The sequence below is a fragment of the Amycolatopsis sp. MEPSY49 genome (assembly GCF_051337345.1).
GTDB lineage: Bacteria > Actinomycetota > Actinomycetes > Mycobacteriales > Pseudonocardiaceae > Amycolatopsis.
The window spans coordinates 642,802-666,479 of record NZ_JBDLYJ010000004.1; the positions used below are offsets into that span (position 1 = coordinate 642,802).

Here is a 23,678-nt window from a genome sequence, read left to right on the forward strand (position 1 = left end):
GACAGTTTCGGGCCGGAGGGCGCGAACGGTCCTTTCGCGCCCTCCGAAGCTCACCCGGAACTCACCGCGGCAGGCCCAGAAGCCGTTCCGCCGTCAACGACCGCAACACCTGCGTAGTCCCGCCCGCGATGGACAAACACCGCGTCAACAGGAACTCGTGCTGCGCGGCACCTCCCGCGACCAGCGCGCCCGCCCCCGCCAGCTCGAGCGCGAACTCCGCGACCTCCTGCCGGTGCGAAACCCCGAGCAGCTTCCGCACACCCGACTCCGCACCCGGGTCCTGCCCCTCCAGCCGGCGCAGGGCCGCCCGCAGGTCGAGCACGGATCCGGCGACCCCGTCGGCCACCAGCGCACCGAGCCGGTCCAGGGCGGCACCGTCCAGCGCCGACACGTCCACAGTGGACACCAGCGACCGGACGCTCTCCCCCACCGCCGACCCGCTCCCGAGCGCCACCCGCTCGTTGGCCAGCGTCGTGCGCGCCAGCCGCCACCCGCCACCGGGAGCACCGACGACGTCCGCGTCCGGGACGAACACGTCGTCGAGGAACACCTCGTTGAACACGGCTTCCCCGGTGATCTCCCGCAACGGCCGCGTGGTGATACCCGAAGCGCGCATGTCGACCAGGAAGTACGTGATCCCCTTGTGCTTGGGCGCGGCCGGGTCGGTGCGCGCCAGGCAGATGCCCCAGTCGGCCTCCCGCGCCAGCGACGTCCACACCTTCTGGCCGGTCAGCCGCCAGCCGCCGTCGACGCGCCGCGCCGCCGTCCGCAGCGAGGCCAGGTCCGACCCCGCGCCGGGCTCGCTGAACAGCTGGCACCACGTGAGCTCGCCCCGCAGCGTCGGCCGGGCGAACCGGGCGCGCTGCTCGTCGCTGCCGTGCTCGAGGATCGTCGGGACCGCCCACGCCCCGATCACCAGGTCCGGGCGGCGAACCCCGGCCGCGGCGAGCGCGCCGTCGATCCGCAGCTGCTCCGCGGCGTCGGCACCCCGGCCGTAGGGCGCCGGCCAGTGCGGCGTCAGCAGCCCGGCGTCCGCCAAGGCGGCCCGTTGCGACGCCACCGGCAGTGCCGCGATCCGCGCCACTTCCTCCGTCAGCGAAGGGTCTTCGCCGACGTCGACGCCCAAAGTGCGTTCGCTCCCGGCGAGAGCCAGCGAAGCCGCCTGACGCCGCCACGGGCCCGAACCCCCGAGCCACTGCCGCAGCGCGACGGCCCGGCGCAGGTAGAGGTGCGCGTCGTGCTCCCAGGTGAAACCGATCCCGCCGAGCACCTGGATGCAGTCCTTGGCGTTGGCGACGGCCGCGTCGAGAGCGACGGCGGCCGCGCTCGCCACCGACAGCGGGTGCCGTCCGGACGCCGCTTCCCAGGCCAGCGCTTCGGCCGCTTCGGCGCGGCAGAGCATCTCCGCGCACAGGTGCTTGATCGCCTGGAACCCGCCGATCGCCTGGCCGAACTGCTCGCGGACCTTGGCGTACTCGACCGCGACGGTCAGGCACCGCCGCGCCACCCCCGCCGCCTCGGCGGAAGCCAGCGTGGCCGCCGGCGGAAGCACCGGCGGCAGGGTCAGGACGTCGGCGTCGACCCCGGAGAGCCGGACCCGCGCCAGCGGGCGCGAGAAGTCGAACGGCGGCAGCGGCTCGACCGTCACCCCGGGCGTCCCCGGCGCGAGCAGCACGTGCCCGCCGTCGACCGGCACGAGCAGCCAGGACTCGGGCCCGGCGCCGGGTACGGGCCCGCTGACGCCGTCCTCGAGCGGGTCCAGCAGCACGGCGATCGTGGCTTCCCCCTCGGCGACGGCATCGAGGAGTTCCTTCGCCGACGGAATCTCCGCCAGCAGGAGGCCGCCCAACGCCGTGCCGAGCACCGGACCGGGAACGAGTTCTTCCGCCGCCGCGGCCAGGCCGGCGGAGAGATCGGCGATACTCCCCTCGGCGCCGCCCACCGCGGCCGGCAGGGCGACGCCGAACAGGCCGAGCCCGGCGAAACCCGCGGGAACCCCGGCCGCCGGGCCGGTTTCCGCCGCGCGCACCGCCTCTCGCGGGTGGTGCGCGCTCGCCCAGGCGTGGATCGCCTCGGCCAGCGCGGCCTGTTCCTCGGTGAGCGCGACCGGCATGGGGCCTCCTCGCGGGACGGGACTGTGTCGGCTCTTGCCGATCCGGACGGCAGTCACGGCGGAACGGGTGCCGGGGAGCGGGGCGGGCTCCGGACCCGTCTCCGCCTGCTTTCGACCGAATCGGCAAGGCTACTCGCAAGTGTAGAACGTGTTACAGTTTTTCGGCCAGTGGGCCAATTGTTGAACGTTTCGCCAGGCGAGGTACGCTACGTCGTGAACTGGAACAAGTTCCGGAGGACGGGGGAACACCGATGCCCGGCAAGACCAAGGCGCGCGGCAACGGCATGAGCGCGATCGGGGCCGACGAGCTCGGCTCCGCCGCCCAGCGCGACCGCCGTCGCCGGATCATCGACGCCACCCTCGCCCTGGCCTCGAAGGGCGGCTACGACGCCGTCCAGATGCGCGCCGTCGCCGAAAAGGCCGACGTCGCCCTCGGCACGCTCTACCGGTACTTCCCGTCGAAGATCCACCTGCTCGTCTCCGGCCTCGCCCGCGAGTTCGAGCGCGCGCAGGAGAAGCTGGAGCGGCAGGCGATCCCCGGCGAGACGCCGGCCGAGCGGCTGATGTTCGTGCTCGGCCGCAACACCCGGCTGATGCAGCGCGACCCGCACCTGACCGAGGCGATGGTGCGGGCGTTCATGTTCGCCGACACCTCCGCCGCGGCCGAGGTCGAGCAGGTCGGGCGGCTGATGGAGAACATGTTCGCCCAGGCCATGGGCATCTCCGAGCCGACCGAGGCCGACCGCGACATCTTCCACGTCGTCGCGGACGTCTGGATGGCGAACCTGGTGGCCTGGGTGACGCGCCGCGCGTCGGCCGCCGACGTCGCCAACCGCCTCGAGCTGTCGGTCCACCTCCTCCTGGACAAGTAACCGCCGGTCAGCGGTGCGCGGAGGCCACCTTGGCCAGCTCGTCGAGGGCCTTGAGCGTCTCCGCTTCCGGCAGCGTGTCCAGCAGGAACGTGTACCGCTCGACGCCGGCGTCGCGGAAACCGTCGATCACCTTCGGCGTCGTCGGTCCGCCGAACACCGCGAACTGGACGTTGTCGCGCCCCTGATCGGCCAGCCAGCTCCGCACGCGCTGCGCCTCCTGGTACTTCGTGAAGCCCCGGAGCAGCCAGCCGTCGCCGTACTTGGCGAGCCGGTTCAGCGCCGCCTCGCTCTCGCCGCCGATGTAGATCGGCACGTGCGGCTTCTGCACCGGCTTCGGCCAGCTGAAGAGCGGGTCGAGGTCGATGTGCTCGCCGTGGAACTCGGCCTCGTCCTTCGTCCAGATCTCCTTGAGCGCGGCCAGCTGCTCGTCCATCAGCGCGCCACGGGTCTTGGGGTCGGTGCCGTGGTTGCGCATCTCTTCGCGGTTCCAGCCGACGCCGACACCGAACAGCACGCGGCCGTCGGAGACCAGGTCCAGGGACGCGACCTCCTTGGCCGTGTGGATCAGGTCGCGCTGCGGCAGCAACGCGATCCCGGTGCCGAGCAGCAGCTCCGACGTCGCCACGGCGGCCGCGCTGAGCGCCACGAACGGGTCGAGCGTGCGGTAGTACACGCGCGGCAGGTCGCCCCCGCCGGGGTAAGGGCTTTCCCGGCTGGCGGGGATGTGCGAATGCTCGGCGAGGAACAGCGAGTCGAAGCCGCGTTCCTCCAGGGCCGCGCCCAGCACGTCCGGCCGGATGCCTTCGTCGGTCACGAACGTCGAGATCCCGAATTTCATACTCAACGACTACCACCGGGTTGACAGGAGGTGCAGGATGAAGTCATCTCATCATACGTTGAATAAGGGGGCAGTCATGGACGTGCAGGACGTCGACTTCGAAGAGCTGTACCAGGGCGCCACCCCGATGGGCCGCAAGATGCCATGGGACCTCGGCGCCCCGCAGCCGGCGGTCGTCGCGCTGGCCGACGCCGGCGAGTTCACCGGCGACGTGCTCGACATCGGATGCGGCCTCGGCGACAACTCGGCGTTCCTCGCCTCGCGCGGCCTGCGGGTCACCGGGCTGGACGGCGCGCCGTCGGCCATCGAGCAGGCCCGTACGCGCGCGCCGGGTGTCACCTTCGCGGTGGCCGACGCGACCAAGCTCGAAGGCTACGAAGACCGCTTCGACACGGTCCTCGACAGCGCGCTGTACCACTGCCTGAGCGAGGACGAGCGTCGTCAGTACCTCGCCGCGCTGACCCGCGCGGCCCGGCCGGGCGCGACGCTGCACCTCTTCGCTTTCTCGCCGGAGATCCCGGACGGCTTTCCGGCGCCGTACCTGATCACCGAGGCCAACCTGCGGGAGACCGTGGGCAAGGACTGGACGATCGAACGCCTCGAGCCGACCCGCTACACGACGTCGATGACGCCGGAGGAGCTGCGGCAAAGCGTCCGGATGATCCTGGACCAGGACCCGGCCGACCTGAGCCGGCTGGAGACCGACACGGATGGCCGGGTGCTGGTGCCGGTCTGGCAGCTGAAAGCGGTCCGCCGCTAGACGTTGCGCCGGTACTGGCCGCCGACCTCGAAGAACGCCTCCGTGATCTGACCGAGCGAGCACACCCGCGCGGCGTCCATCAGCACCCCGAACAGGTTGCCGCCGCGGGTGGCCGCCTCGCGCAACGCCTTCAGGGCCTGCTGGGCCTCCTCGTGGTGGCGGTGCTGGAAGTCCGCGAGGCGGTCCAGCTGGGACTTCTTCTCGTCCTCGGTCGCCCGGGCCAGCTCGACCTCGACCTCGTCCTCCCCCGCGCGCGGGTTGCGGAACGTGTTGACGCCGATGATCGGCAGCGAGCCGTCGTGCTTCCTGCGCTCGTACAGGATCGACTCGTCCTGGATCTTGCCGCGCTGGTAGCCGGTCTCCATCGCGCCGAGGACGCCGCCGCGCTCGCTGATCCGGTCGAACTCGGCCAGCACGGCCTCCTCGACCAGGTCGGTCAGCTCGTCGATGACGAACGAGCCCTGCAGCGGGTTCTCGTTCTTCGACAGGCCCCACTCCTTGTTGATGATCATCTGGATGGCCATCGCACGGCGCACCGACGACTCCGACGGCGTCGTGATCGCCTCGTCGAACGCGTTGGTGTGCAGGGAGTTCGCGTTGTCGTACAGCGCGCACAGCGCCTGCAGCGTGGTGCGGATGTCGTTGAAGCTCATCTCCTGCGCGTGCAGCGACCGCCCGGACGTCTGCACGTGGTACTTGAGCTTCTGCGACCGCTCGTTCGCGCCGTAGCGCTCGCGCATGGCCACGGCCCAGATCCGCCGCGCGACCCGGCCGAGCACCGAGTACTCCGCGTCCATGCCGTTGGAGAAGAAGAACGACAGGTTCGGCGCGAAGTCGTCGATGTCCATGCCGCGCGCGAGGTACGACTCGACGTAGGTGAAGCCGTTGGACAGCGTGAAGGCCAGCTGCGAGATCGGGTTCGCCCCGGCCTCGGCGATGTGGTAGCCCGAAATGGACACCGAGTAGAAGTTGCGGACGCCGTGCTCGATGAACCACTCCTGGATGTCGGCCATCATCCGGAGACTGAACTCGGTGGAGAAGATGCAGGTGTTCTGGCCCTGGTCCTCCTTGAGGATGTCGGCCTGGACCGTCCCGCGGACGTTCTTCAAAGCCCATTCACGCAGCTCGGCGGCCTCGGCGTCGGACGGCTCTCGACCGTGCTCCGCCTTGAACTCGTCGAGCTTCTGGTCGATCGCGGTGTTGAGGAAGAAGGCGAGGATCGTCGGCGCCGGGCCGTTGATCGTCATCGACACCGAAGTGTTCGGCGCGGTCAGGTCGAAGCCGTCGTAGAGGACCTTCATGTCCTCGAGCGAGGCGATCGAGACGCCGGACGTGCCGACCTTGCCGTAGATGTCCGGGCGCGTGTCGGGGTCGTGGCCGTAGAGGGTCACGGAGTCGAACGCCGTCGAGAGCCGCTTCGCCTCGGAGTCGGCCGAGAGCAGCTTGAACCGGCGGTTGGTGCGGAACGCGTCGCCCTCGCCGGCGAACATCCGCGCCGGGTCCTCGCCCTCGCGCTTGAACGGGAACACACCGGCCGTGTAGGGGAAATAGCCCGGCAGGTTCTCGCGGCGCAGGAACGACAGCAGCTCGCCGGACTCGGCGTACCGCGGCAGGGCGACGCGCGGGATCCGGTTGCCGGACAGCGTGTCGCGCCACAGCTGCGTGCGCAGCTCCTTGTCGCGGATCTTGACGACCAGCTCGTCCTGGCGGTAGTCCTCGGCCAGCTCCCGGAACCGCTCGAGGAGCTTTGTCGACTCGCCGTCCACATCGGACTCGGCCGCCGCGAGCAGCCCGTCCAGCGCGTCGGTCGAGGCGTCCACCTTGGACAGTTCGGCGCGCGCCAGCGCCAGCGCCTCGCGCTTGCGGACCGCGGCGACCTGCGCTTGCGTCTTCGCGTGGTAACCGCGCACGGTCTCGGAAATCTCGGCCAGGTACCGGGACCGGTTGCCCGGGATGATCGTCGACGCGTCCGTCGACACCTTGCCCTCGACCTTCGGCAGCGTGCCGGCCGACACGGTCAGGCCGCGCTCGGCGAGCATGCCGCGCAGGTGCTGGTACAGCGCGGTGACGCCGTCGTCGTTGAACTTCGCCGCGCTCGTGCCGTACACCGGCATGTCTTCCGGCGCCGAAGAGAAGGCTTCGCGGTTGCGCACCAGCTGGCGCGCGACGTCGCGGCGGGCGTCCTCGGCGCCGCGGCGCTCGAACTTGTTGATCGCGACGACGTCGGCGAAGTCGAGCATGTCGATCTTTTCCAGCTGCGACGCGGCGCCGAACTCCGGCGTCATCACGTACAGCGAGTTGTCCACGAAGTCGACGATGCCGGCGTCGCCCTGGCCGATACCGGGCGTCTCGACGATCACCAGGTCGAAGCCGGCGGCCTTGCAGGCCAGGATCGACTCGCTCAGCCCGGCCGGGATCTCGCCGGACGTCGTGCGCGTGGCCAGGGAGCGGAAGTAGACCGGCGAGCCGTCGAGGCAGTTCATCCGGATGCGGTCGCCGAGCAGCGCGCCGCCGCCCTTGCGCCGCGACGGGTCGACGGCGAGCACCGCGATCCGCAGCTTGTCCTCCTGGTCGAGGCGGAAGCGGCGGATCAGCTCGTCGGTGAGCGACGACTTGCCCGAGCCGCCGGTGCCGGTGATGCCGAGCACCGGTACCTCGCGCTTGCCCGCGGCCTCGGTGATGCCGCTCAGCAGCTCGCCGGGCAGCTTTTCCGCCTGCAGCTGGGTGATGACCCGCGAGAGCGAGGCGACGTCGCCGGAGAGCACCTTGTCCAGCGCGGGGGCTTCGGCCGCGAGGTCGGTGTCGCAGGCCTTGATCATCATGTTGATCATGCCCGGCAGACCCATCTCGTAGCCGTCCTCGGGCGAGAAGATGCGGGCGACGCCGCGCGAGTGCAGCAGCTCGATCTCCTCGCGCACGATCACCCCGCCCCCGCCGCCGAAGACCTTGATGTGGCCGGCGCCGCGCTCGCGCAGCAGCTCCACCAGGTAGGAGAAGTACTCGACGTGCCCGCCCTGGTAAGCCGAGATGGCGACACCCTGGACGTCCTCGGCGATGGCCGCGGTGGCGACCTCGTCGACCGACCGGTTGTGGCCGAGGTGGACGACCTCCGCGCCCTGCGACTGCAGGATCCGCCGCATGATGTTGATCGACGCGTCGTGACCGTCGAAGAGGCTCGACGCCGTGACGAACCGGACGGGGTGCACGGGGCGGTACAGCTCGCTGCTCATCCCTCCAAAATACTTTGACTTCCTACTATTGGAAACCCGAGGACCCGTGACGCGGATCTCAGGGCTACCCCGGAGAACTTGACAGTCCCCTGTTCGGCGCTATGTTTAACGAATCCGTTAATTAACAAGGTGCTGAAATGACGACTGACCAGCTGAGCCGCACGTTCTCCGCCCTGGCCGACCCGACCCGGCGCGCCATCCTCGCCCGGCTTTCGGCCGGCGAGGCGACGGTGAACGAGCTCGCCGAACCGTTCACGATGAGCCTGCCCGCGGTTTCGCGGCACCTGAAGGTGCTCGAACAGGCCGGGCTGATCACCCGCGGCCGCACGCGCCAGTGGCGGCCCTGCCGGCTGGAGGCGAAACCCCTGGAAGACGTCGCCGACTGGGTCGCGACCTACCGGCAGTTCTGGGAGGGCGGCTTCGACCGCCTCGAGGACCACCTGAGGAGGCTGACCGGCGATGCCTGACCTCACGATCACCCGCGTCTTCGACGCCCCGCGCGAGCTCGTCTACGCCGCCTGGACCGAACCGGACCACGTCGCGAGCTGGTTCGGTCCGCAGGGCTTCACCTGCTCCGCCGTGACCGTCGACCCCCGCCCGGGTGGCCGCTGGCGGGCCTGCATCCATTCCCCCGAGGGCGAGGACCACTGGATGCACGGCGTCTACCGCGAGGTCAGCGCCCCGGAACGGCTCGCGTTCACCTTCGCCTGGGAAGCCCAGGGGCAGGAGACGCTCGTGACGATCGGCTTCGCCGACCTCGGGGACAAGACCGAGATGACGTTCACCCAGACCGGCTTCCCGACCGCCGCTGAACGCGACGGCCACGAGGAAGGCTGGCTCTCCAGCTTCGAGGACCTGACCGGCTTCATCCGAGGAAAGGACGCCCGATGACCGCCACGCTGCCCGAGATCGTCTCGCCGGAGGACTGGCAGGCCGCGCGCGACGCGCTGCTGGTCCGGGAGAAGGCCCACATGAAGGCGGCCGACCACCTCGCGGCCGAGCGCCGGCGGCTGCCGATGGTCCGCTTCGACGCGAAGTACCAGTTCGAGAGCGCGGGCGGCCCGGTCAGCCTGCTCGACCTGTTCGACGGCCGCCGCCAGCTGATCGTCTACCACTTCATGCTGCACCCCGGCGACGAGGCGGGCTGCCCCGGCTGCTCGCTGATCGTCGACAACATGCCGCACCTGGCGCACCTGCACGCCCGCGACGTCACGCTGAAGGTCGTCGCGCCGGCGACGCTGCCCGAGATCGAGCGGTACCGGACGCGGATGGGCTGGGACGTGCCGTGGGTGTCCGCGCACGGCAACGGCTTCACCGAGGACTGCGGTGTCGGGACGGGCTTCGGCGTGAGCGTGTTCCTGCGCGACGGCGACGACGTCTACCGGACGTACTTCACCTCCGGCCGGGGCGGCGAGATGTTCCTGGCCTCGCACCGCTACCTCGACATCACGCCGCTGGGCCGCCAGGAGGCGTGGGAGGAGAACGGCCACGGCGACGACGCGCCGGGCTCCTGGTGGCGCCGCCACGACGAATACTGAAACCCGGTGTCCGGTCTTCGCCCGCGGCTCCGACCTCCCGGTGACACCCACTCGGGAGGAGCGGAAATGCGCGAGATCGTCTACCTGGTCCACACGTCGCTCGACGGCTGCGTCGAGGGCCCGGACGGCGAGTTCGACTGGCCGGTCATGGGACCGGAACTGTCCGGGCACTCGCGGGAGATGTCCGCCCGCTGCGGCGAGTTCGCCTACGGGCGGAAGGTCTGGGACATGATGGCCGCGTTCTGGCCGATCGCCGAGACGGTCTCCGACGACCCGCACGACGTCGCGTTCGCGCCGGTGTGGCGGGAGACGCCGAAGATCGTGTTCTCGCGGACGCTGGAGAAGGCGGACTGGAACACGCGGGTCGTCGGGGGCGCGCTGCCCGAGGTCGTCGCGTCCCTGAAGGCCGAGCCGGGCAAGGACGTGCTGCTCATGGGCGGCGCCGAGCTGGCGGCGGAACTGACGGCCCACGGCCTGATCGACGAGTACCTGGTGTTCGTCCACCCGGTCGTCCTGGGCGGCGCGAAACGCCCGTTCGCCGAAGGCACCGCGCGGCTCGGGCTCGAGCTGGTGGAGTCGCGCACGTTCGACGACCGGGTGGTGCTGCTGCGCTTCCGGCGCGCGTGAGCCGGGCCGGGCCCGGGGGGGGCTCCCCCGGGCCCTGACGGCGTCAGCGGGACTTGGCCGCCCGCAGCGCGATCCACTGGCGCATCGCGTACTCGACCAGCGTGATCAGCGTCTGCTTCGTCGACTCGCGGTCCCGGGCGTCGCAGCGGACGATCGGGATGTTCGGGTCGATCGACAGCGCCTCGCGCACGTCGTTGATGTCGTGCTCCAGCACGCCGTCGAACGTGTTGACGCCGACGATGTACGGCAGGCCGCGGTCCTCGAAGAAGTCGATCGGGGCGAACGAGTCGGCCAGCCGGCGCGTGTCGGCCAGCACCACCGCGCCGATCGCGCCGCGGACCAGGTCGTCCCACATGAACCAGAACCGCTGCTGCCCGGGCGTGCCGAACAGGTAGAGGATCAGGTCCGCGTCCAGCGACACCCGGCCGAAGTCCATCGCCACCGTGGTCGTCGACTTGCTCGGGGTGTGGTCGAGGTTGTCGACGCCGACGCTGGCGTCGGTCATCATCGCCTCGGTGGTGAGCGGCACGATCTCCGACACCGACCCGACGAAGGTCGTCTTCCCCGCACCGAAGCCGCCCGCCACCACGATCTTGGCGGATGTCATGGTCGGGGGCGCGGTGTCCCGCGGTGCCTTAAAGCCGACGGAGTCCACTCAAAACCCTTTCCATCAACACCAGATGTGCCTCGGCGCCGTCATTGCCCGTTATCGTCTTGTGCACCGTGACCAGCCCCGCGTCGGCCGCGTCGCTGATCAGCACCCGGGCCACCCCCAGCGGCACCCGCAGGGCCGACACGATCTCGGCGACCGAACGGGGGGTCCGGCACTCTTCCATGATCGAGATGCACTCGATCTGCTCCGCGGCCACCTCGGGGAAGCCACCGGTGGCAGCGTAGTCCTTCGCGGAGATCAGTGTCTCCAGCTCCAGGGCGTAGTTCGCCCGGGTGCGGCCGCCGGTCAAAGCGTAGGGCCGGACGATCGCCGTCAGGTCCTCGGGAGCGGGCGGCTGCTCGAACACCGCGGGCATGACGAACTCGCCGCTGGGCGGGCCGGGGTCGAACAGCCCACCCGGCCTGGGACTGTCCCCGTCGGTACTGCCGGGGGGCGAGACTAAAGAGGTCACACGATCTCCTTGGTCGGCCGACGGCGCGGGCGCCGGCGGTTCCGCGGCCGCGTGCGCACCGGCGGCCGGGGGTGGCGGGGACTCCTTGCTCTTCTTGCGCTTCCGGCGGGCACGGCCGGAATCCAGGGTGAACCCGTTCAGGACGTCGGCGAACGTGCCGTCGTCCCGTCGCCCGTCGGGGTACTGCCCCTCGGGAGGTTCGCCGTCGAATCCGGACCCCGTGCTCATCGCGCCATCATCCCACCGGTTCGCCGATCAGCGACCCCCCGGAGCCCTGAAGCTGGGCGCGCAGTTCCGGGGTGAGGATCTGACCGACGCGGTCGACGAGCATGGTCATCTCGTAGGCGACCTGCCCGATGTCGCAGTTGGGGGCGGCGAGCACGGCGAGGCAGGACCCGTCGCTGATCGACATCAGCACCATGATCCCCAGCTCCATCTCGACGACGGTCTCGTTGACCGCCCCGGCCTCGAAGCACCGGGCGGCGCCCTGGGTGAGGCTGACCAGGCCGGAGGCGACCGCGGCGAGCTGGTCGGCCCGGTCGAGCGGGAGCCGGTTCGACGCGGTCAGCAGCAGGCCGTCCGCCGAGACGACCACGGCGTGCGCCACGCCGGGCACGCGCTCCGCGAAGTCGTTCACCAGCCAGCCGAACTGATTCTGCGTCGGCTGCGCGCTACTCGGCGAGGTCATTCACCCTCCAGTGTCTCGTGGTTGGTCTCGGTCGCCCGAGCGGTGCGGTGGCGCCCGCGCTCGATGCCCTGCTGGAAGCTGCGCAGGCGGCCGCGCACGTCGTGTGCGTCCCGTTGTGGTCGGGGGGCCGTGGCCCCGGTGGGCGGTCCGGCGCTGCCCGGGAGCAGCTGCTCCCCGCGACGGCGCCGGGGCAATCCTGCCGAAGTGAAGGTGGCGGGTGTCGACTGGGACACCGCTTGCACCGCCCGCCAGCCGTCATCGGTCCCGAAGTTCCACTCGGCGGTGGCCTCGACGGCGGTCTCTTCGCGACGAGGGGCGGGCGTTTCGGGGGCAGGCACGGTGCCGCGCCGGGAGGGCAGGGCGGACGGCGGCGCGGCGGGCCGGCCGGTGGTCTCCGGGGCGGGCAGCTGTCCCGACTCCTGGAAGACGGTGGGCTGGTCCGCCTGCTCGCCGGGCTGTGGCGACTGCCGCGGAGCCGACTCGTGGAAGACCGAGGGCTGGTCGGCTTGCTCGCCCGGTGCCGGTGACTGCGGCGCCGGAGCTGCCTCCTGGAAGACCGAGGGCTGGGCCGGCTGCCCGCCGGGCGCCGGGCGCGCCGGCCGCGGCTGGCGGCTCGGCAGCCGGCCGGGTTCTTGCTGAGCGGCCGGCTCGCCGGCCGCCGGCGAGGCCGGGCCGTCGCCCGGCTGTCCGGGCTGGTGAAGGGCGTTCGGCTGCGCCGCGGCACCCTGCTGTCCCCGCTGCGGGAGCCCGTTCGGCGCGGTCGCCGGCCGGCCCTGCTGCGGCAGGGCACCCGACTGGGATCCCTGCGCGAACGACTCCTGCTGAGCCGTGGTCCCGGCCTGCGGCTGAGCCGAACCCGGCTGGGCAGCATTCCCGGGCTGAGTCGAAGCACCAGCCTGAGCCGCGGGCGTCGCACCCGGCTGTCCGGCCGCCTGCGCCGCCTGGCGGGCCTGCTGGCGTCCGCGGGTCACGCCCTGCTGGAAGCTGCTCAACCGCCCGCGCACGTCCGCCGGGTCGCGGACCGGGAGGTCCGAACGGGCCGGGGCCGGGGCCGGCACCGGTGGGGTCGGCGTCGCGCTGCCCGGCATCAGCTGCTCGCCTCGGCGACGACGCGGCAAGCCCTTCTCCGTGAACGCCGTCGGTTCCGACTTCGTGACCGCCTGGACCGTGCGGAAGTTCTCGTCGCTCGCGAAGTCCCAGCTGCGGACCTCTTCCGCCGCGACCGGGGGCGCTTCCTCCGCGGCCGGCTCTTCCGGAGCGGCGGCCGGCTTGTCCTCGCGGAACCACGCCGACAGCATCTCGTCGAAGATCGGCGTCGTCTCCGAGGGGTCCGGAGCCCGCTTGGGTGCCGGGGCGGGCTCCGGCTTCGCGGTCGCCTGGCGCCACCAGTCGCTCAACGTCGTTTCGTTGGCGGAGAACAGGTCCTTGCCCGACGGCAGGTCGCCCGCCCGCGGCGGGTCCGGCACCGGCAGGACCGCGGGCAGCGTCGGACGCGGCGGCGGAGCGTCGTCGTCCTTCGGCAGCGGGGCGAACAGGTCGGTCCCGGAGATCTCCAGGTCCGACGGCGGGCGTTCGGCCGGTCCGTGGCCGTTCGTCAGCCCGGCGAGGTCGCTCGCCGACGGCCAGCGCTCCTCCCCCATCGCCGGCTGCTGCGGAACCACCGGCCGCGGCCGGGAATGGCCGTTGACCTGGCGGCGCGGCAGCTGGTTGCCCGCCGCGGGGCTCGCCGGGTGCTGCTGCAGGGCGCCGATCGGGCCGGTCAGCGGGCCGTCGGTCACCGGCATCACCAGGTCCGGCGGCACGACGACCGTCGCGCGGACGCCGACGATGTCCTTGCCGCCGTGCAGCGACACCCCGATCCGGTGCCGGCTGGCCAGCCGGCCGACGACGAACAGGCCCATCCGGCGCGAGGTGGCCAGGTCGACCGACCCGGCCTCGGTCAGCCGGGTGTTCGCCTCGGCGACCTCGGCCTCGTTCATGCCGATGCCCTTGTCGAGGATGTCGACGTTGAGCGAGCCGTCCTCGCCCAGCCGCGAAGCGACGGTCACCGACGTCTCCGGCGCGGAGAACGCGGTCGCGTTGTCCAGCAGCTCGGCGACCAGGCGCATCAGGTCGCTCGCGGCGTACCCGACGATCCGCGCCGGGGGCGGCGGCTGCACCTGGACCCGCTGGTACTGCTCGATTTCCGAGACCGCGGCGCGCAGCATGTCGGTGGTGCCGACCGGCTTGCCGGACCGGCGGCCCGGCTCGGCGCCCGACAGCACCATCAGGTTCTCGTTGTTGCGCCGCATCCGGGTGGCGAGGTGGTCGAGCTGGAACAGCGTCGCGAGCTGGTCGGCGTCCTCTTCGTCGCGCTCCAGCTGCTCGATCAGCTGCAGCTGCCGCTGCACCAGGCTCTGGCTGCGCCGCGAGAGGTTGACGAAGACGCTGCCGAATCCGGTGCGCATCGCGGCCTGCTCGGTCGCCAGCCGCAGCGCCTGGTGGTGCACCTTGTCGAAGGCCCGCGCCACCTCGCCGACCTCGTCGTCGGTCCGCACCGGCACCGGCACGATGTCGGTGCCCTGCGCGCGGCCCTCCTGGATGTTGCGGACCGCTTCGGGCAGCGCGGTCTCGGCGACGTCGAGGGCGCTGCGCCGCAGCGCCTTCAGCGACCGCAGCAGCTGGCGGGTGATGAGGAAGACGACCGCGACGGCGAGCACCATCGCGGCGAACAGCAGCACCGCGAGCAGGCCCGCGCCGCTGCTGGCGTCGTCGACCAGCTGCGCCGACGTCGCCGACGCCGACGCGCCGAGCCGGTCGGCGACCTGGCTGATCTCCTTCCGCATCGCCGTCGACGCGGCGTTCCAGTCGGCCGCCGACAGCGCGCGGAAGGCGTCGTCGACGGTGTTGCCCTGCGCGTTCAGCACGGATTCGACCATCCGGGCCCGGCTCTGCGCCTGCTTGCCTTCGGCGATCGCCGCGAAGTCGCGCTGCAGCGTGTCGCCCGCCGCGGAGCGGAAGTCGACGAGCCGGTCGGCGAGCCGCAGTTCGGCGGCGCGCAGCGTGGCCAGCTCGCTCGGCGTCAGCGCGGCGCGCGCGATGCCGTAGGAGACCATCGCCTGGCTGAGCGACACCTGCTCGCCGGCGACGAGCAGCTCGTGCAGCCCGGCGGGCGTGCCGCCGAGGGTGCCGTCGCCCTCGCCCGCCGTGGCCGCGGTGTCGAGGCTGATCAGCGACCCGGTGATCCCGGAGTAGGCGGTGACGGCCTGGGCGGGGTCGAGCTGGCCGCCGTCGACCTGGCGGCGGAGGAAGCCGAGGTTGTTGACCTGCGCGGTGGCCGCGCCGGCGGCGCCGGCCACGCCGGGCTCGGCCTCGGCCGCGCGGGCCTGCGCCGCGGTGAACGGCCCGGCCGCGGCGTCGGTCGCCTTGCGGGCCGCGGCCAGCTCGGGCGTGCCGCCGACGGTGCCCTCGGTCAGCATCGCCGCGGTGACCGTGCGCTCCTGCTGCAGCGCGCCGGTGAGCGCGCGGGTCTGGCCGCCGAGCGCGACGAGCCGGTCGAGCCGCTGGTACTCGTCCGAGCGGCCGACCTGGCCCGCGATCGTCGTGACGCCGAGGACCAGCGCGAGGACGATGGGGACGACGGTGACGGCCGAGAGCTTGACGGGCAGGCTCCAATCGCGCCAGCGCACGAGGGCGCGCCAGGCGTCCTTCCCCTTGGACCGCCGGGGTGCTCGGCCGAGCAGCTCCCCCACGGGCACCTGACCTTCTCCTGCAACGGTCACGTGAGTGACTCCCTGTCCGGCGTCATGGATCCGCGTCGGCGGCGCGGTGTCCCGGCTCGCGGCGGGCGTGCGGACGGCCGTGCCGCCCGCGCCCTGCCGCGTCCCCGGTCCCCTCGCTCGTCCCCGGCCGCCCGGCCGCCTGCGCGCGGGCACCGTCCCGAAGTCCCGTGCAAGGGACTGTGCACGTGCACGGCGCAAGTTGCGTTCTGCACGGTCGTCGAGATCAACTTTATCGGTGCCAATCGATCGCTGTGGTCAGCTGGGCCAAAGAATCGTACCCCCGATGCCCGGCCGGTCAATTTTGTTCCCCGCTCGGGCGCTGACCTGCGAAAAGTGCTTTCCGGGCCGGGAACTGCCCTCGACATTCGACCTCACTGCCCCCGAAGAGGGAATTCCGGTTACCGGACGCGTCTCACCCGGGCATCCGGCCGTCACCCGATTAGCCCATGCAGGGCAGCATAGTACCTCGGACGATCTACACTCCGTACCCCCATCGGGTGGGTCAAGTCTCAAGATGTGCCCGATGTTGTGGCGTTCCGCGTCGACACACCCCGACCTGGTGATTTCTTTCGAGACCGCGCGCTGACCAGTGGATCTTCCCCGCCACGCCCACGCGCGAGCGACACTCTCCGGCACTACACCCTGCCCGCCCGCCACCCTGCGTGACCAACTTTGGACGATCGTCCAGGACGGTTAGCCCGTTCGCCGCAGCCTGGGCCAGACGCGACAACGTCGAGTCACAATTCTTTTCATCATGACGGGTGATCTGCCCGTGATCTTGCAGCGAACGGGTATTCGACGCTTTCGACGGGAAAACGAATACCACCTCCGCGCGGCTCCGGAGATCGACCGGCCGCCTCCACTGTCCGCCGGACGGCCTAGTTACGATGTTCGCCTCGCAGTCCGCAAGGGCGGCCCGGCACCCTGCCAGCAGGCGTTCCCCGGCCCGCCACCACGGAGGCACCCTGCCGGAGGCACCCATGTACGACGTCGCGCGTCCCGCGGCGGGCAACCCGATGGAGGAGACCGGCCAGATGCCGGCCCTGTTCACCGGGGACCGCCCGTCCGGCGCCCAGCACCGACGGCCCGCTCCCCCGACGGGTCCCGACTACGCCGGGATCCAGGCCAGCCCCGAGTTCGTTTCGCTGCGGCGGCGGTTCCGGGCCTTCGTCTTCCCGATGAGCTTCGCCTTCTTCGCCTGGTACATGACGTACGTGCTGCTGGCGGCGTACGCCCACGACTTCATGAGCCGCAAGGTGTTCGGCCAGGTGAACGTCGGCATCCTGCTCGGCATCGGCCAGTTCGCCAGCACCGCCCTGGTCACCTGGCTCTACCTCCGCTACGCGCGCCGCCAGGTCGACCCGCGCGTCGCCGAGCTGCGGGCCCGCGCGGGCCTGCCGGAAGGGACCCGCCGATGACCGCGCTCGCCGCCGAGGGCACGCCGGCCAGCGACCCCCTCGTCAACACGGTCGTGTTCGCCCTGTTCGTGGCGATCACGCTGTACGTCGTCTACCGGGCCAGCTCCCGGAACTCCTCGACGGCCGACTACTACGCCGCGGGCAGCGCGTTCACCGGCCGCCAGAACGGCATCGCGCTGTCGGGCGACTTCCTGTCGGCGGCGTCGTTCCTCGGCATCGCCGGCGCCATCGCGATGCACGGCTACGACGGCTTCCTCTACTCGATCGGCTTCCTCGTCGCCTGGCTGGTCGACCTGCTGCTGATCGCCGAGCTGCTGCGCAACACCGGCCGGTTCACGATGGGCGACGTCCTCAGCTTCCGGATGAAGCAGCGCCCGGTCCGCGCGGCCGCGGCGACGTCGACGCTGGTCATCTCCTTCTTCTACATGCTGGCGCAGATGGCGGGCGCCGGCGGCCTGGTCGCGCTGCTGCTGAACGTCCACTCCAAGCTCGGCCAGGCGCTGGTGATCGGCGTCGTCGGGCTGGTCATGGTGCTGTACGTGCTGGTCGGCGGGATGAAGGGCACCACGTGGGTGCAGATCATCAAGGCGACCATCCTGCTGCTGTGCGGCGCGCTGCTGACGGTGTTCCTGTTCGGCAAGTTCGGCTTCTCGTTCTCGAACCTGCTCTCCGCGGCGGCGGAGAACAGCCCGCTCGGCGACAAGCTCCTCGAGCCGGGCGGCTCGTACGGCAAGAACGGCACCACCAAGCTGGACTTCGTGTCGCTGGCGCTGGCGCTGGTGCTCGGCGCGGCGGCGCTGCCGCACGTGCTGATGCGCTTCTACACCGTGCCGAACTCCCGCGAGGCGCGGCGAAGCGTCGTCTGGGCGACGGCGTGCATGTTCCTCTTCTACCTGTGCACGCTGGTGATCGGCTTCGGCGCGGCGGCGCTGGTCGGCGCGGACGAGATCAAGGCCGCGCCCGGCGGGGAGAACTCGGCGGCCCCGCTGCTGGCCCTGCACGTAGGCGGGACGCTGCTGCTCGGCATCATCGCCGCGGTGGCCTTCGCGACGATCCTCGCGGTCGTGGCCGGGCTGACGATCACCGCGTCGGCGTCCTTCGCCCACGACGTCTACGCGAACATCTTCAAGCGGGGCAAGGCGGAGCCGGCGGACGAGGTCCGGGTGGCGCGGCTGACCGCGATCGCGGTCGGGGCGCTGGCCATCATCGGCGGCGTGCTGGCGAACGGCCAGAACATCGCGTTCCTGGTGGCCCTGGCGTTCGCGGTGGCGGCGTCGGCGAACCTCTCGACGCTGCTGTACTCGCTGTTCTGGAAGCGGTTCAACACCACCGGCACGCTGTGGGGCATCTACGGCGGCCTGATCGCGTGCCTGGTGCTGGTGCTGTTCTCGCCGGTCGTCTCCGGCGCGCCGGACGCGATCTTCAAGAGCATCGACTTCGCCTGGTTCCCGCTGAAGAACCCGGGCCTGGTGTCCATCCCGTTCTCGTTCCTGTGCGGGTTCGTCGGCACCCTCGTCGGCAAACCGAAGGCGGACGCCGACAAGCACGCGGAGATGGAGGTCCGGTCCCTCACCGGGATCGGCAGCTGATCCCCTCAGGCGGCCTGCGTCACGCGCGCAGGCCGTCCAGGATCACGTCCAGCACGCGCTTGCCGTCCTCCGGGCTGCAGTTGCGCACCGCCATCCCGGCGCCGTGCCCCAGCCGGAGCACGTCGGGCCCCGCGACGTCGGGCCGGATCAGCCCGGCGGCGCCGTCGACCAGCACCCCGACCGCCTCGCGCAGCCGGACCTGGCAGTACTGGAAGGTCTCCGAGCCCGAGTCGATCGACTCCTTGAGGATCGTGGCGAGCTTGTGCCGCTCCACGACCCAGGTGACCTGCTCCCCCAGCCACGCCTCGAGGGCCTCCCACGGCGGCAGCTCGTCGTGCAGGACGTACGCGCGGTCGGCGAGCACCTCGATCTCGTCGCGGTAGACCGCTTCGAACAGCTTCTCCCGGGTCGGGAAGTGCCGGTACAGGGTGCCCGCGCCGACGCCCGCCTTCTTCGCGACGTCGTCGAGCGGCACGTCGGCCCCCTGCGCGGTGAAGAGGTCCTTCGCCGTCGCGACGATGCGTTCGTAGTTGCGCCGCGCGTCCGCCCGCATCGGACGCTCCGAGTCCGCACCCGGCATCCCGGCCTCCTCGCCACTCAACCGGAGAGATTCTCCGAATTCACTTGCGCATCCGGAGACGCTCTCCATATTATCGGATCGCACGCAAGCGGAGAAATTCTCCGCTTCTTCTCTTACTCCTCGGGGGAGTATCCCTTGTCCCAGCAAACGATCGACCGTGCGGTCGAGCCTGCCCGGGCCCGCCGCGGCGGGCTGGTCCTGGCCATCATCCTGACCTGCCAGCTCATGCTCATCCTCGACGCGACCGTCATGAACGTCGCGCTGCCGCGCATCCAGGCCGACCTGGGGTTCACCCCCACCGGCCTGTCCTGGGTGATGACGGCCTACAGCCTCGTCTTCGGCGGCCTGCTGCTGCTCGGCGGCCGGGCGGGCGACCTGTTCGGCCGGCGCCGGATGTTCGTCGCGGGCACCGCCCTGTTCACCCTCGCGTCCCTGGCCGGCGGCCTCGCCGACTCGGCCGCGCTGCTCATCGCCGCCCGCGTCCTGCAGGGCGTCGGCGCCGCGATGGCCGGCCCGAGCACCTTGGCGCTGGTCACGACGACGTTCACCGAAGCCAAGGCCCGCGTCCGCGCGTTGTCCCTGTTCTCCGCGATGTCCAGTGGCGGCTTCGCCATCGGCCTGATCGTCGGCGGCCTGCTCACCGAGTGGATCTCGTGGCGCGCGGCGCTGTTCATCAACGTCCCGTTCGGCCTGGCGATCGTGCTGCTCGCGCCGCGGTTCGTGCCGGAGCCCGAACGCCGGCGGGCCCACCTCGACCTGCCCGGCGCGGTCACCGGCACCCTCGGCGTCGGCTCGCTCGTGTTCGCCTTCACCCACGCCGCGTCCGACGGCTGGGGCAACCCGGTGACGCTCGGCTCGCTCGCCGGCGGCCTCGCGCTGCTGGCCGGGTTCGTCGCCATCGAGGCCCGCACGGCGCTGCCGCTGGTCCCGTTGCGGCTGTTCGCCGACCGCAACCGCAGCGCGGCCTACGTCAACTTCTTCCTCGGCCCGATGGCGATGATGTCGATGTTCTTCTTCCTGACGCAGTTCATGCAGGACATCCGGCACTACGCCGCACTGGCGACGGGTTTCGCGTTCCTGCCGATGGCGGCGCTGATCTTCACGATGAGCCGGCTCGTGCCGCGGCTGCTCCCGCGCTACGGACCGAAGCCCCTCTCGGTCACGGGTTCCCTGCTGATGCTGACCGGGGTCCTCTGGCTGGCGATGCTCACCACGGACAGCGCGTACTTCCCGGCGCTGCTCGGGCCGCTGCTGCTGATGGGCCTCGGCGGCGGGCTGGCGTTCGCGCCGCTCAACGTGATCGTGATGGCCACGGTGCCGGCGGAGGACGCCGGCGCCGCGGGTGGCGTGCTGCAGACGATGCAGCAGGTCGGCAGCACCCTGGGCCTCGGCGTGCTGATCACCGTGTTCGGCTCGGTGACCCGGTCGTCGAGCGCGACGGGCAACCAGCTCGTCGTCGACGGGATGACGTCGGCGTTCGCGACGGCCGCGGTGTTCGCCGCGGGCACGGTCCTGGTCGCGCTGACGTTCCGGCGGGTTACAGCTTCTGCCCGGCCTTGACCTTGTGCGTCACCCGGCGCTCGACGAGGAACGAGACGAACGGGACGCAGCCGGCGAGCAGCACCAGCACGGTGCCCTTGATCGACCAGCGGGCCTTGATCGCCAGGTCGATGGTCAGCACCAGGTAGATCATGTAGAGGACGCCGTGGATCGGCGAGTAGACCGCAGACGGCGTCGGGTTGTCGAAGCCGTACCGCAGCACCATCACGAAGCACAGGCCGAGCAGGCCGACGCCGGTGACGTAGGCGGCGGTGCGGAACCGGAGCAGGGGGCCGGTGAGCGGCACCGCGGTCTGCGCGGCACCTTCGGTGCTGGTGGTCATCGGGTCGTCCTCACTGTCACTCTGCGGCCTGCTGGTCGCGCGCGTTCAGCTCGCGTAGGTACCGGTTGTACGCGGCCAGCTCTTCGTCCTCGTCCGTCGGCCGCACGTCCGGGCGGGGACGGGGAGCGGGCACCTCGGCGACGGGGGCCGGCTTCGGCTTCTCGTCCGCGGTGCCGTCGGCTTCGGCCTTCAGCCGGAGCTTGCGGATCCGCCAGAACATGAAGGCGGGGAACAGCCCGAACAGCGGCCACTGCAGGACGTAGCCGAGGTTCTGGAAGGTGCCGTTCGCGGAGGTGAATCGGTCCCACTGCCACCAGGCGAGCCCGCAGCAGACGAGCAGGCTCACCAGGCAGGTCGCGATGATCGCGATCCGCCGCCCCCAGGGGGACGCGGCCGGTGGCGGGGAAGCTGGCACGGTTCGACGCTAGCACTGGCCGGCTGAGAGAAGCCCGGCCCCCGCCCTTCCCTGGGGGGCGTCCCCTGGTCCAGTCTATCGGCGGCCACCGACGATTCCGGCCTCAGCGAGCCGCCGGGGGCGAGTTGTCCACATTCACCCTTGCTTGTGGATCGACTGGGCCGCCTTCGCGTACCCGTCCGCCAGGCCGAACACCTTCTGCGCGTACTCCGTCGAGTTGTTGTACGACAGGATCCCGGCCCACCACCCGCTCGGGCTGGCCATGTCCCGGCCGCCCGCGCACAGGTACCGGGCCGCCGCCAGGGCCGCGTCGTCGATCTGCTGGGGGTCGCCGAGGCCGTCGCCGTTGCCGTCCGAGGCCCACTTGCGCCACGTGCCCGGGATGAACTGCATCGGGCCGACCGCGCGGTCGACCCCCGCGTCGCCGTCGTAGCGGCCGCCGTCGGTGTCGCCGATCGCCTGGACGCCCGCCGAGCCGTCGAGCGGGACGCCGATGATCGGCTTGGACGGGCGGCCGTCCGCGCCGAGGACCGCGCCCGCGTACTGGCCGTGGTTGGACTCGATGCGGCCGATGCCGGCCAGCGTCGCCCAGGAGATCCTGCACTTCGGCTGGTCCGCGCGCATGGCCAGCTCCGCGTTGCCGTACGCCTGCAACGCCCGCGCCGGGACGCCGGACGCCGCCGAGACCTGGCTCGCCCATTGCGACAGCGTCGCCGGGCCCGTGCTGCGGGCCTGCTGGGGAGAGGTCTGCTGCTCGGCTCCGCCCGCGACGGCGCCGCCGGCCGGCGCGACCGACCCCGGCCGGACGTCGGCCGCCTTGACCTGCAGGGCGGGGATTTCGGTGGTGAGGGGGCTCGCTTCCGGCGTCGACGCGCGGGTCACGAGCCAGACCCCGCCGCCGGCCACGGCCAGCACGGCGAGGACCACGACCAGCCGGGTGAGCACGGCGACACCTTGCGAGCGCGGCGCCGGCGCGGCGGGGGCGGCTTCCTCGACGCATCCGTCGATCGGGTCGTCCTCGGTCTTTCCGCTACTCGTGCGCACGAAACTCCGGTCCTCCAGCGTGGTGTCGACGAACGGTCAACGAGCCCGCGCAGGTTAGCGTTACGCGGGTCGTCGCCATCGTCTCACCGCACCGGTTCACCCGGCCGAGTGGAAAACGTCTCGTCAGGCGGACTTCTGCTGCCGCGCGAGCCGCGCGACGCACCAGGCCGGGGCACTGCCGCGGCGCAGGTGCTGCAGGACGGTCATCGGCCCGAGCCGGCGGCTCAGGTCGGAGGGCGCGAGCCCGGCCGCCCGGTAGTCGAGGGCCCGCTGGTCGAGCGGGCTGATGCCGGCGTCCCACCACTCCTCGGCCTCGGCGACGCCGCCGACCATCTGCCACCAGCCCGCGGCGGCGGTGAGGAGCTCTTCGGGTACGTCCGGCAGCCTGCTGCGCATGGCGGCGAGGTAGCCGGGGTCGGCGGACTCGACGGGAACGAACCGGGACTGCCCGGTCCGGGCGCGCTGGCCGGGAATGCCCGGGGCCTGCGGCGGCGCGTCGGCCAGCCACGCGGACGCGATGCGGTCGACCTCCTGCTCCTCGGGGGTCTGCTCGCGCTCGGCTGCCCACTGCCGGATCAGCGCGTCCACTCCGGGATCTCCGGTCATCCCTGCCTCCTTGTAGGTCCCCGACGGACAGGCCCTGACGCCTGTCCCACGCGGTGGTGCCGCACGCACCAACCTGCACCTTGCTGAGTGGAAACTGCCTGCGTACCGGGGGTCTCCGGGGGGAGGGCGAACCACCCGATCACGCAATGTGAGCACCGTAGGGCCGGGGTGGTCTCCTTCGCCAGACCCCGGCAGGCACGAATTCGCCGACCTGCGCGTTTTCGGCCGCAATCCACCCGGATGGTCGAGTGCCGGGGTCCGAAATCCGAGATTCGTGACGCACAGTGATTTACCGTCCGCTAACACTCAGGGTGACGGCCGGCGCCGCGGTTCGCGGGGCCGGTGAGCGGTGCGCGCGGGTCAGGAGAAGAGCGACCGGAAGAACGTGACGATGGCTTCGGCGCCGTCCTTCAGCCAGCCGAGGACGCGGTGCACGAAGTCGGCGGACTGGTTGGGCTGGGTGATCAGGAAGAAGAGCACGAGCGCGACGACGCCCACGATGAGAACTTTCTTCATGCCGCTCGACATCGGCTTCCTCCCCGGCTCGCCGCGCCCGTCCTGGGAGTGGCCACGTCAATACTCTAGGGAAGGCG

22 protein-coding genes are annotated in these 23,678 nt (G+C 71.4%); 9 read left to right on the plus strand and 13 right to left on the minus strand.

Features of this window, described 5'->3' with window-relative positions:
- Positions 1-61 precede the first annotated feature (61 nt).
- A complete protein-coding gene (locus ABFJ78_RS22485; protein ID WP_436388300.1) occupies positions 62-2,113 on the minus strand; it encodes an acyl-CoA dehydrogenase family protein in 2,052 nt (683 codons plus the stop codon).
- 251 nt (positions 2,114-2,364) lie between these two features.
- Here ABFJ78_RS22485 and kstR point away from each other — a divergent pair, with 251 nt between their 5' ends.
- A complete protein-coding gene (gene kstR / locus ABFJ78_RS22490; RefSeq protein WP_091389771.1) occupies positions 2,365-2,985 on the plus strand; it encodes a cholesterol catabolism transcriptional regulator KstR in 621 nt (206 codons plus the stop codon).
- 7 nt (positions 2,986-2,992) lie between these two features.
- Here the strand turns inward: kstR and ABFJ78_RS22495 are convergent, their stop codons facing one another.
- On the minus strand, positions 2,993-3,823 hold the full coding sequence (locus ABFJ78_RS22495) for an LLM class F420-dependent oxidoreductase (RefSeq protein WP_436388301.1): 831 nt from the start codon (positions 3,821-3,823) through the stop codon (positions 2,993-2,995).
- Positions 3,824-3,899: 76 nt separating this feature from the next.
- On the opposite strand from ABFJ78_RS22495, the gene ABFJ78_RS22500 reads away from it, so the two are divergent.
- Positions 3,900-4,583 (plus strand): class I SAM-dependent methyltransferase, encoded by a 684-nt coding sequence (locus ABFJ78_RS22500; protein ID WP_436388302.1) that lies wholly within the window; start codon positions 3,900-3,902, stop codon positions 4,581-4,583.
- On the opposite strand, the gene icmF is transcribed toward ABFJ78_RS22500, so the two are convergent.
- The gene (gene icmF / locus ABFJ78_RS22505; protein WP_436388303.1) at positions 4,580-7,813 is read right to left on the minus strand and encodes a fused isobutyryl-CoA mutase/GTPase IcmF; all 3,234 of its coding nucleotides are present in this window, start codon (positions 7,811-7,813) and stop codon (positions 4,580-4,582) included. The genes ABFJ78_RS22500 and icmF overlap by 4 nt on opposite strands.
- Before the next feature lie 137 nt (positions 7,814-7,950).
- Between icmF and ABFJ78_RS22510 the strand changes: the two genes are divergently transcribed.
- From ABFJ78_RS22510 to ABFJ78_RS22525, 4 genes are all read left to right on the plus strand, one after another.
- Positions 7,951-8,280 carry an ArsR/SmtB family transcription factor gene (locus ABFJ78_RS22510; protein ID WP_400880801.1) on the plus strand — a complete coding sequence of 110 codons (330 nt, stop codon included), beginning with the start codon at positions 7,951-7,953 and terminating at the stop codon, positions 8,278-8,280.
- Entirely contained in the window at positions 8,273-8,704 is a 432-nt protein-coding gene (locus ABFJ78_RS22515; RefSeq protein WP_436388304.1) for an SRPBCC family protein, read from the plus strand. Before ABFJ78_RS22510 ends, ABFJ78_RS22515 begins: the two co-directional genes overlap by 8 nt.
- On the plus strand, positions 8,701-9,351 hold the full coding sequence (locus ABFJ78_RS22520) for a DUF899 domain-containing protein (protein WP_436388305.1): 651 nt from the start codon (positions 8,701-8,703) through the stop codon (positions 9,349-9,351). The genes ABFJ78_RS22515 and ABFJ78_RS22520 overlap by 4 nt, the downstream gene beginning before the upstream one ends.
- Before the next feature lie 66 nt (positions 9,352-9,417).
- A complete protein-coding gene (locus ABFJ78_RS22525; protein WP_436388306.1) occupies positions 9,418-9,978 on the plus strand; it encodes a dihydrofolate reductase family protein in 561 nt (186 codons plus the stop codon).
- Between the two features lie 43 nt (positions 9,979-10,021).
- On the opposite strand, the gene ABFJ78_RS22530 is transcribed toward ABFJ78_RS22525, so the two are convergent.
- The 4 genes from ABFJ78_RS22530 to ABFJ78_RS22545 are packed head-to-tail and all read right to left on the minus strand — an operon-like array spanning position 10,022 to position 15,527.
- A complete protein-coding gene (locus tag ABFJ78_RS22530; protein WP_091389756.1) occupies positions 10,022-10,585 on the minus strand; it encodes a GTP-binding protein in 564 nt (187 codons plus the stop codon).
- 28 nt (positions 10,586-10,613) lie between these two features.
- Positions 10,614-11,330, minus strand: coding sequence for a DUF742 domain-containing protein (locus ABFJ78_RS22535; RefSeq protein WP_436388307.1), 717 nt, complete (start codon positions 11,328-11,330; stop codon positions 10,614-10,616).
- A 7-nt stretch (positions 11,331-11,337) separates the two neighbouring features.
- Positions 11,338-11,790: a roadblock/LC7 domain-containing protein gene (locus ABFJ78_RS22540; RefSeq protein ID WP_004561253.1), complete on the minus strand. Its 453-nt coding sequence runs from the start codon at positions 11,788-11,790 to the stop codon at positions 11,338-11,340.
- On the minus strand, positions 11,787-15,527 hold the full coding sequence (locus ABFJ78_RS22545; protein WP_436388433.1) for a nitrate- and nitrite sensing domain-containing protein: 3,741 nt from the start codon (positions 15,525-15,527) through the stop codon (positions 11,787-11,789). Before ABFJ78_RS22545 ends, ABFJ78_RS22540 begins: the two co-directional genes overlap by 4 nt.
- A gap of 1,004 nt (positions 15,528-16,531) precedes the next feature.
- On the opposite strand from ABFJ78_RS22545, the gene ABFJ78_RS22550 reads away from it, so the two are divergent.
- Both ABFJ78_RS22550 and ABFJ78_RS22555 read left to right on the plus strand, forming a co-directional pair.
- Complete coding sequence (locus ABFJ78_RS22550) at positions 16,532-16,969, plus strand: DUF485 domain-containing protein (RefSeq protein WP_372668402.1); 438 nt, start codon at positions 16,532-16,534, stop codon at positions 16,967-16,969.
- Positions 16,966-18,558 carry a solute symporter family protein gene (locus tag ABFJ78_RS22555; protein WP_436388308.1) on the plus strand — a complete coding sequence of 531 codons (1,593 nt, stop codon included), beginning with the start codon at positions 16,966-16,968 and terminating at the stop codon, positions 18,556-18,558. The genes ABFJ78_RS22550 and ABFJ78_RS22555 overlap by 4 nt, the downstream gene beginning before the upstream one ends.
- A gap of 19 nt (positions 18,559-18,577) precedes the next feature.
- On the opposite strand, the gene ABFJ78_RS22560 is transcribed toward ABFJ78_RS22555, so the two are convergent.
- Complete coding sequence (locus ABFJ78_RS22560; protein WP_436388309.1) at positions 18,578-19,138, minus strand: TetR/AcrR family transcriptional regulator; 561 nt, start codon at positions 19,136-19,138, stop codon at positions 18,578-18,580.
- Positions 19,139-19,273: 135 nt separating this feature from the next.
- Between ABFJ78_RS22560 and ABFJ78_RS22565 the strand changes: the two genes are divergently transcribed.
- Positions 19,274-20,698: an MFS transporter gene (locus ABFJ78_RS22565; RefSeq protein WP_436388310.1), complete on the plus strand. Its 1,425-nt coding sequence runs from the start codon at positions 19,274-19,276 to the stop codon at positions 20,696-20,698.
- On the opposite strand, the gene ABFJ78_RS22570 is transcribed toward ABFJ78_RS22565, so the two are convergent.
- The 5 genes from ABFJ78_RS22570 to ABFJ78_RS22590 form a co-directional block, all read right to left on the minus strand.
- Positions 20,676-21,020, minus strand: coding sequence for a DUF3817 domain-containing protein (locus ABFJ78_RS22570; RefSeq protein WP_372668409.1), 345 nt, complete (start codon positions 21,018-21,020; stop codon positions 20,676-20,678). The genes ABFJ78_RS22565 and ABFJ78_RS22570 overlap by 23 nt on opposite strands.
- A 16-nt stretch (positions 21,021-21,036) precedes the next feature.
- A complete protein-coding gene (locus tag ABFJ78_RS22575) occupies positions 21,037-21,435 on the minus strand; it encodes a hypothetical protein (RefSeq protein ID WP_436388311.1) in 399 nt (132 codons plus the stop codon).
- Positions 21,436-21,570: 135 nt separating this feature from the next.
- Positions 21,571-22,479 carry a lytic transglycosylase domain-containing protein gene (locus ABFJ78_RS22580; RefSeq protein ID WP_436388312.1) on the minus strand — a complete coding sequence of 303 codons (909 nt, stop codon included), beginning with the start codon at positions 22,477-22,479 and terminating at the stop codon, positions 21,571-21,573.
- 123 nt (positions 22,480-22,602) lie between these two features.
- Positions 22,603-23,085: a helix-turn-helix transcriptional regulator gene (locus ABFJ78_RS22585; protein WP_290057001.1), complete on the minus strand. Its 483-nt coding sequence runs from the start codon at positions 23,083-23,085 to the stop codon at positions 22,603-22,605.
- A gap of 360 nt (positions 23,086-23,445) precedes the next feature.
- Positions 23,446-23,601, minus strand: coding sequence for a hypothetical protein (locus ABFJ78_RS22590; RefSeq protein ID WP_167379779.1), 156 nt, complete (start codon positions 23,599-23,601; stop codon positions 23,446-23,448).
- Positions 23,602-23,678 lie beyond the last annotated feature (77 nt).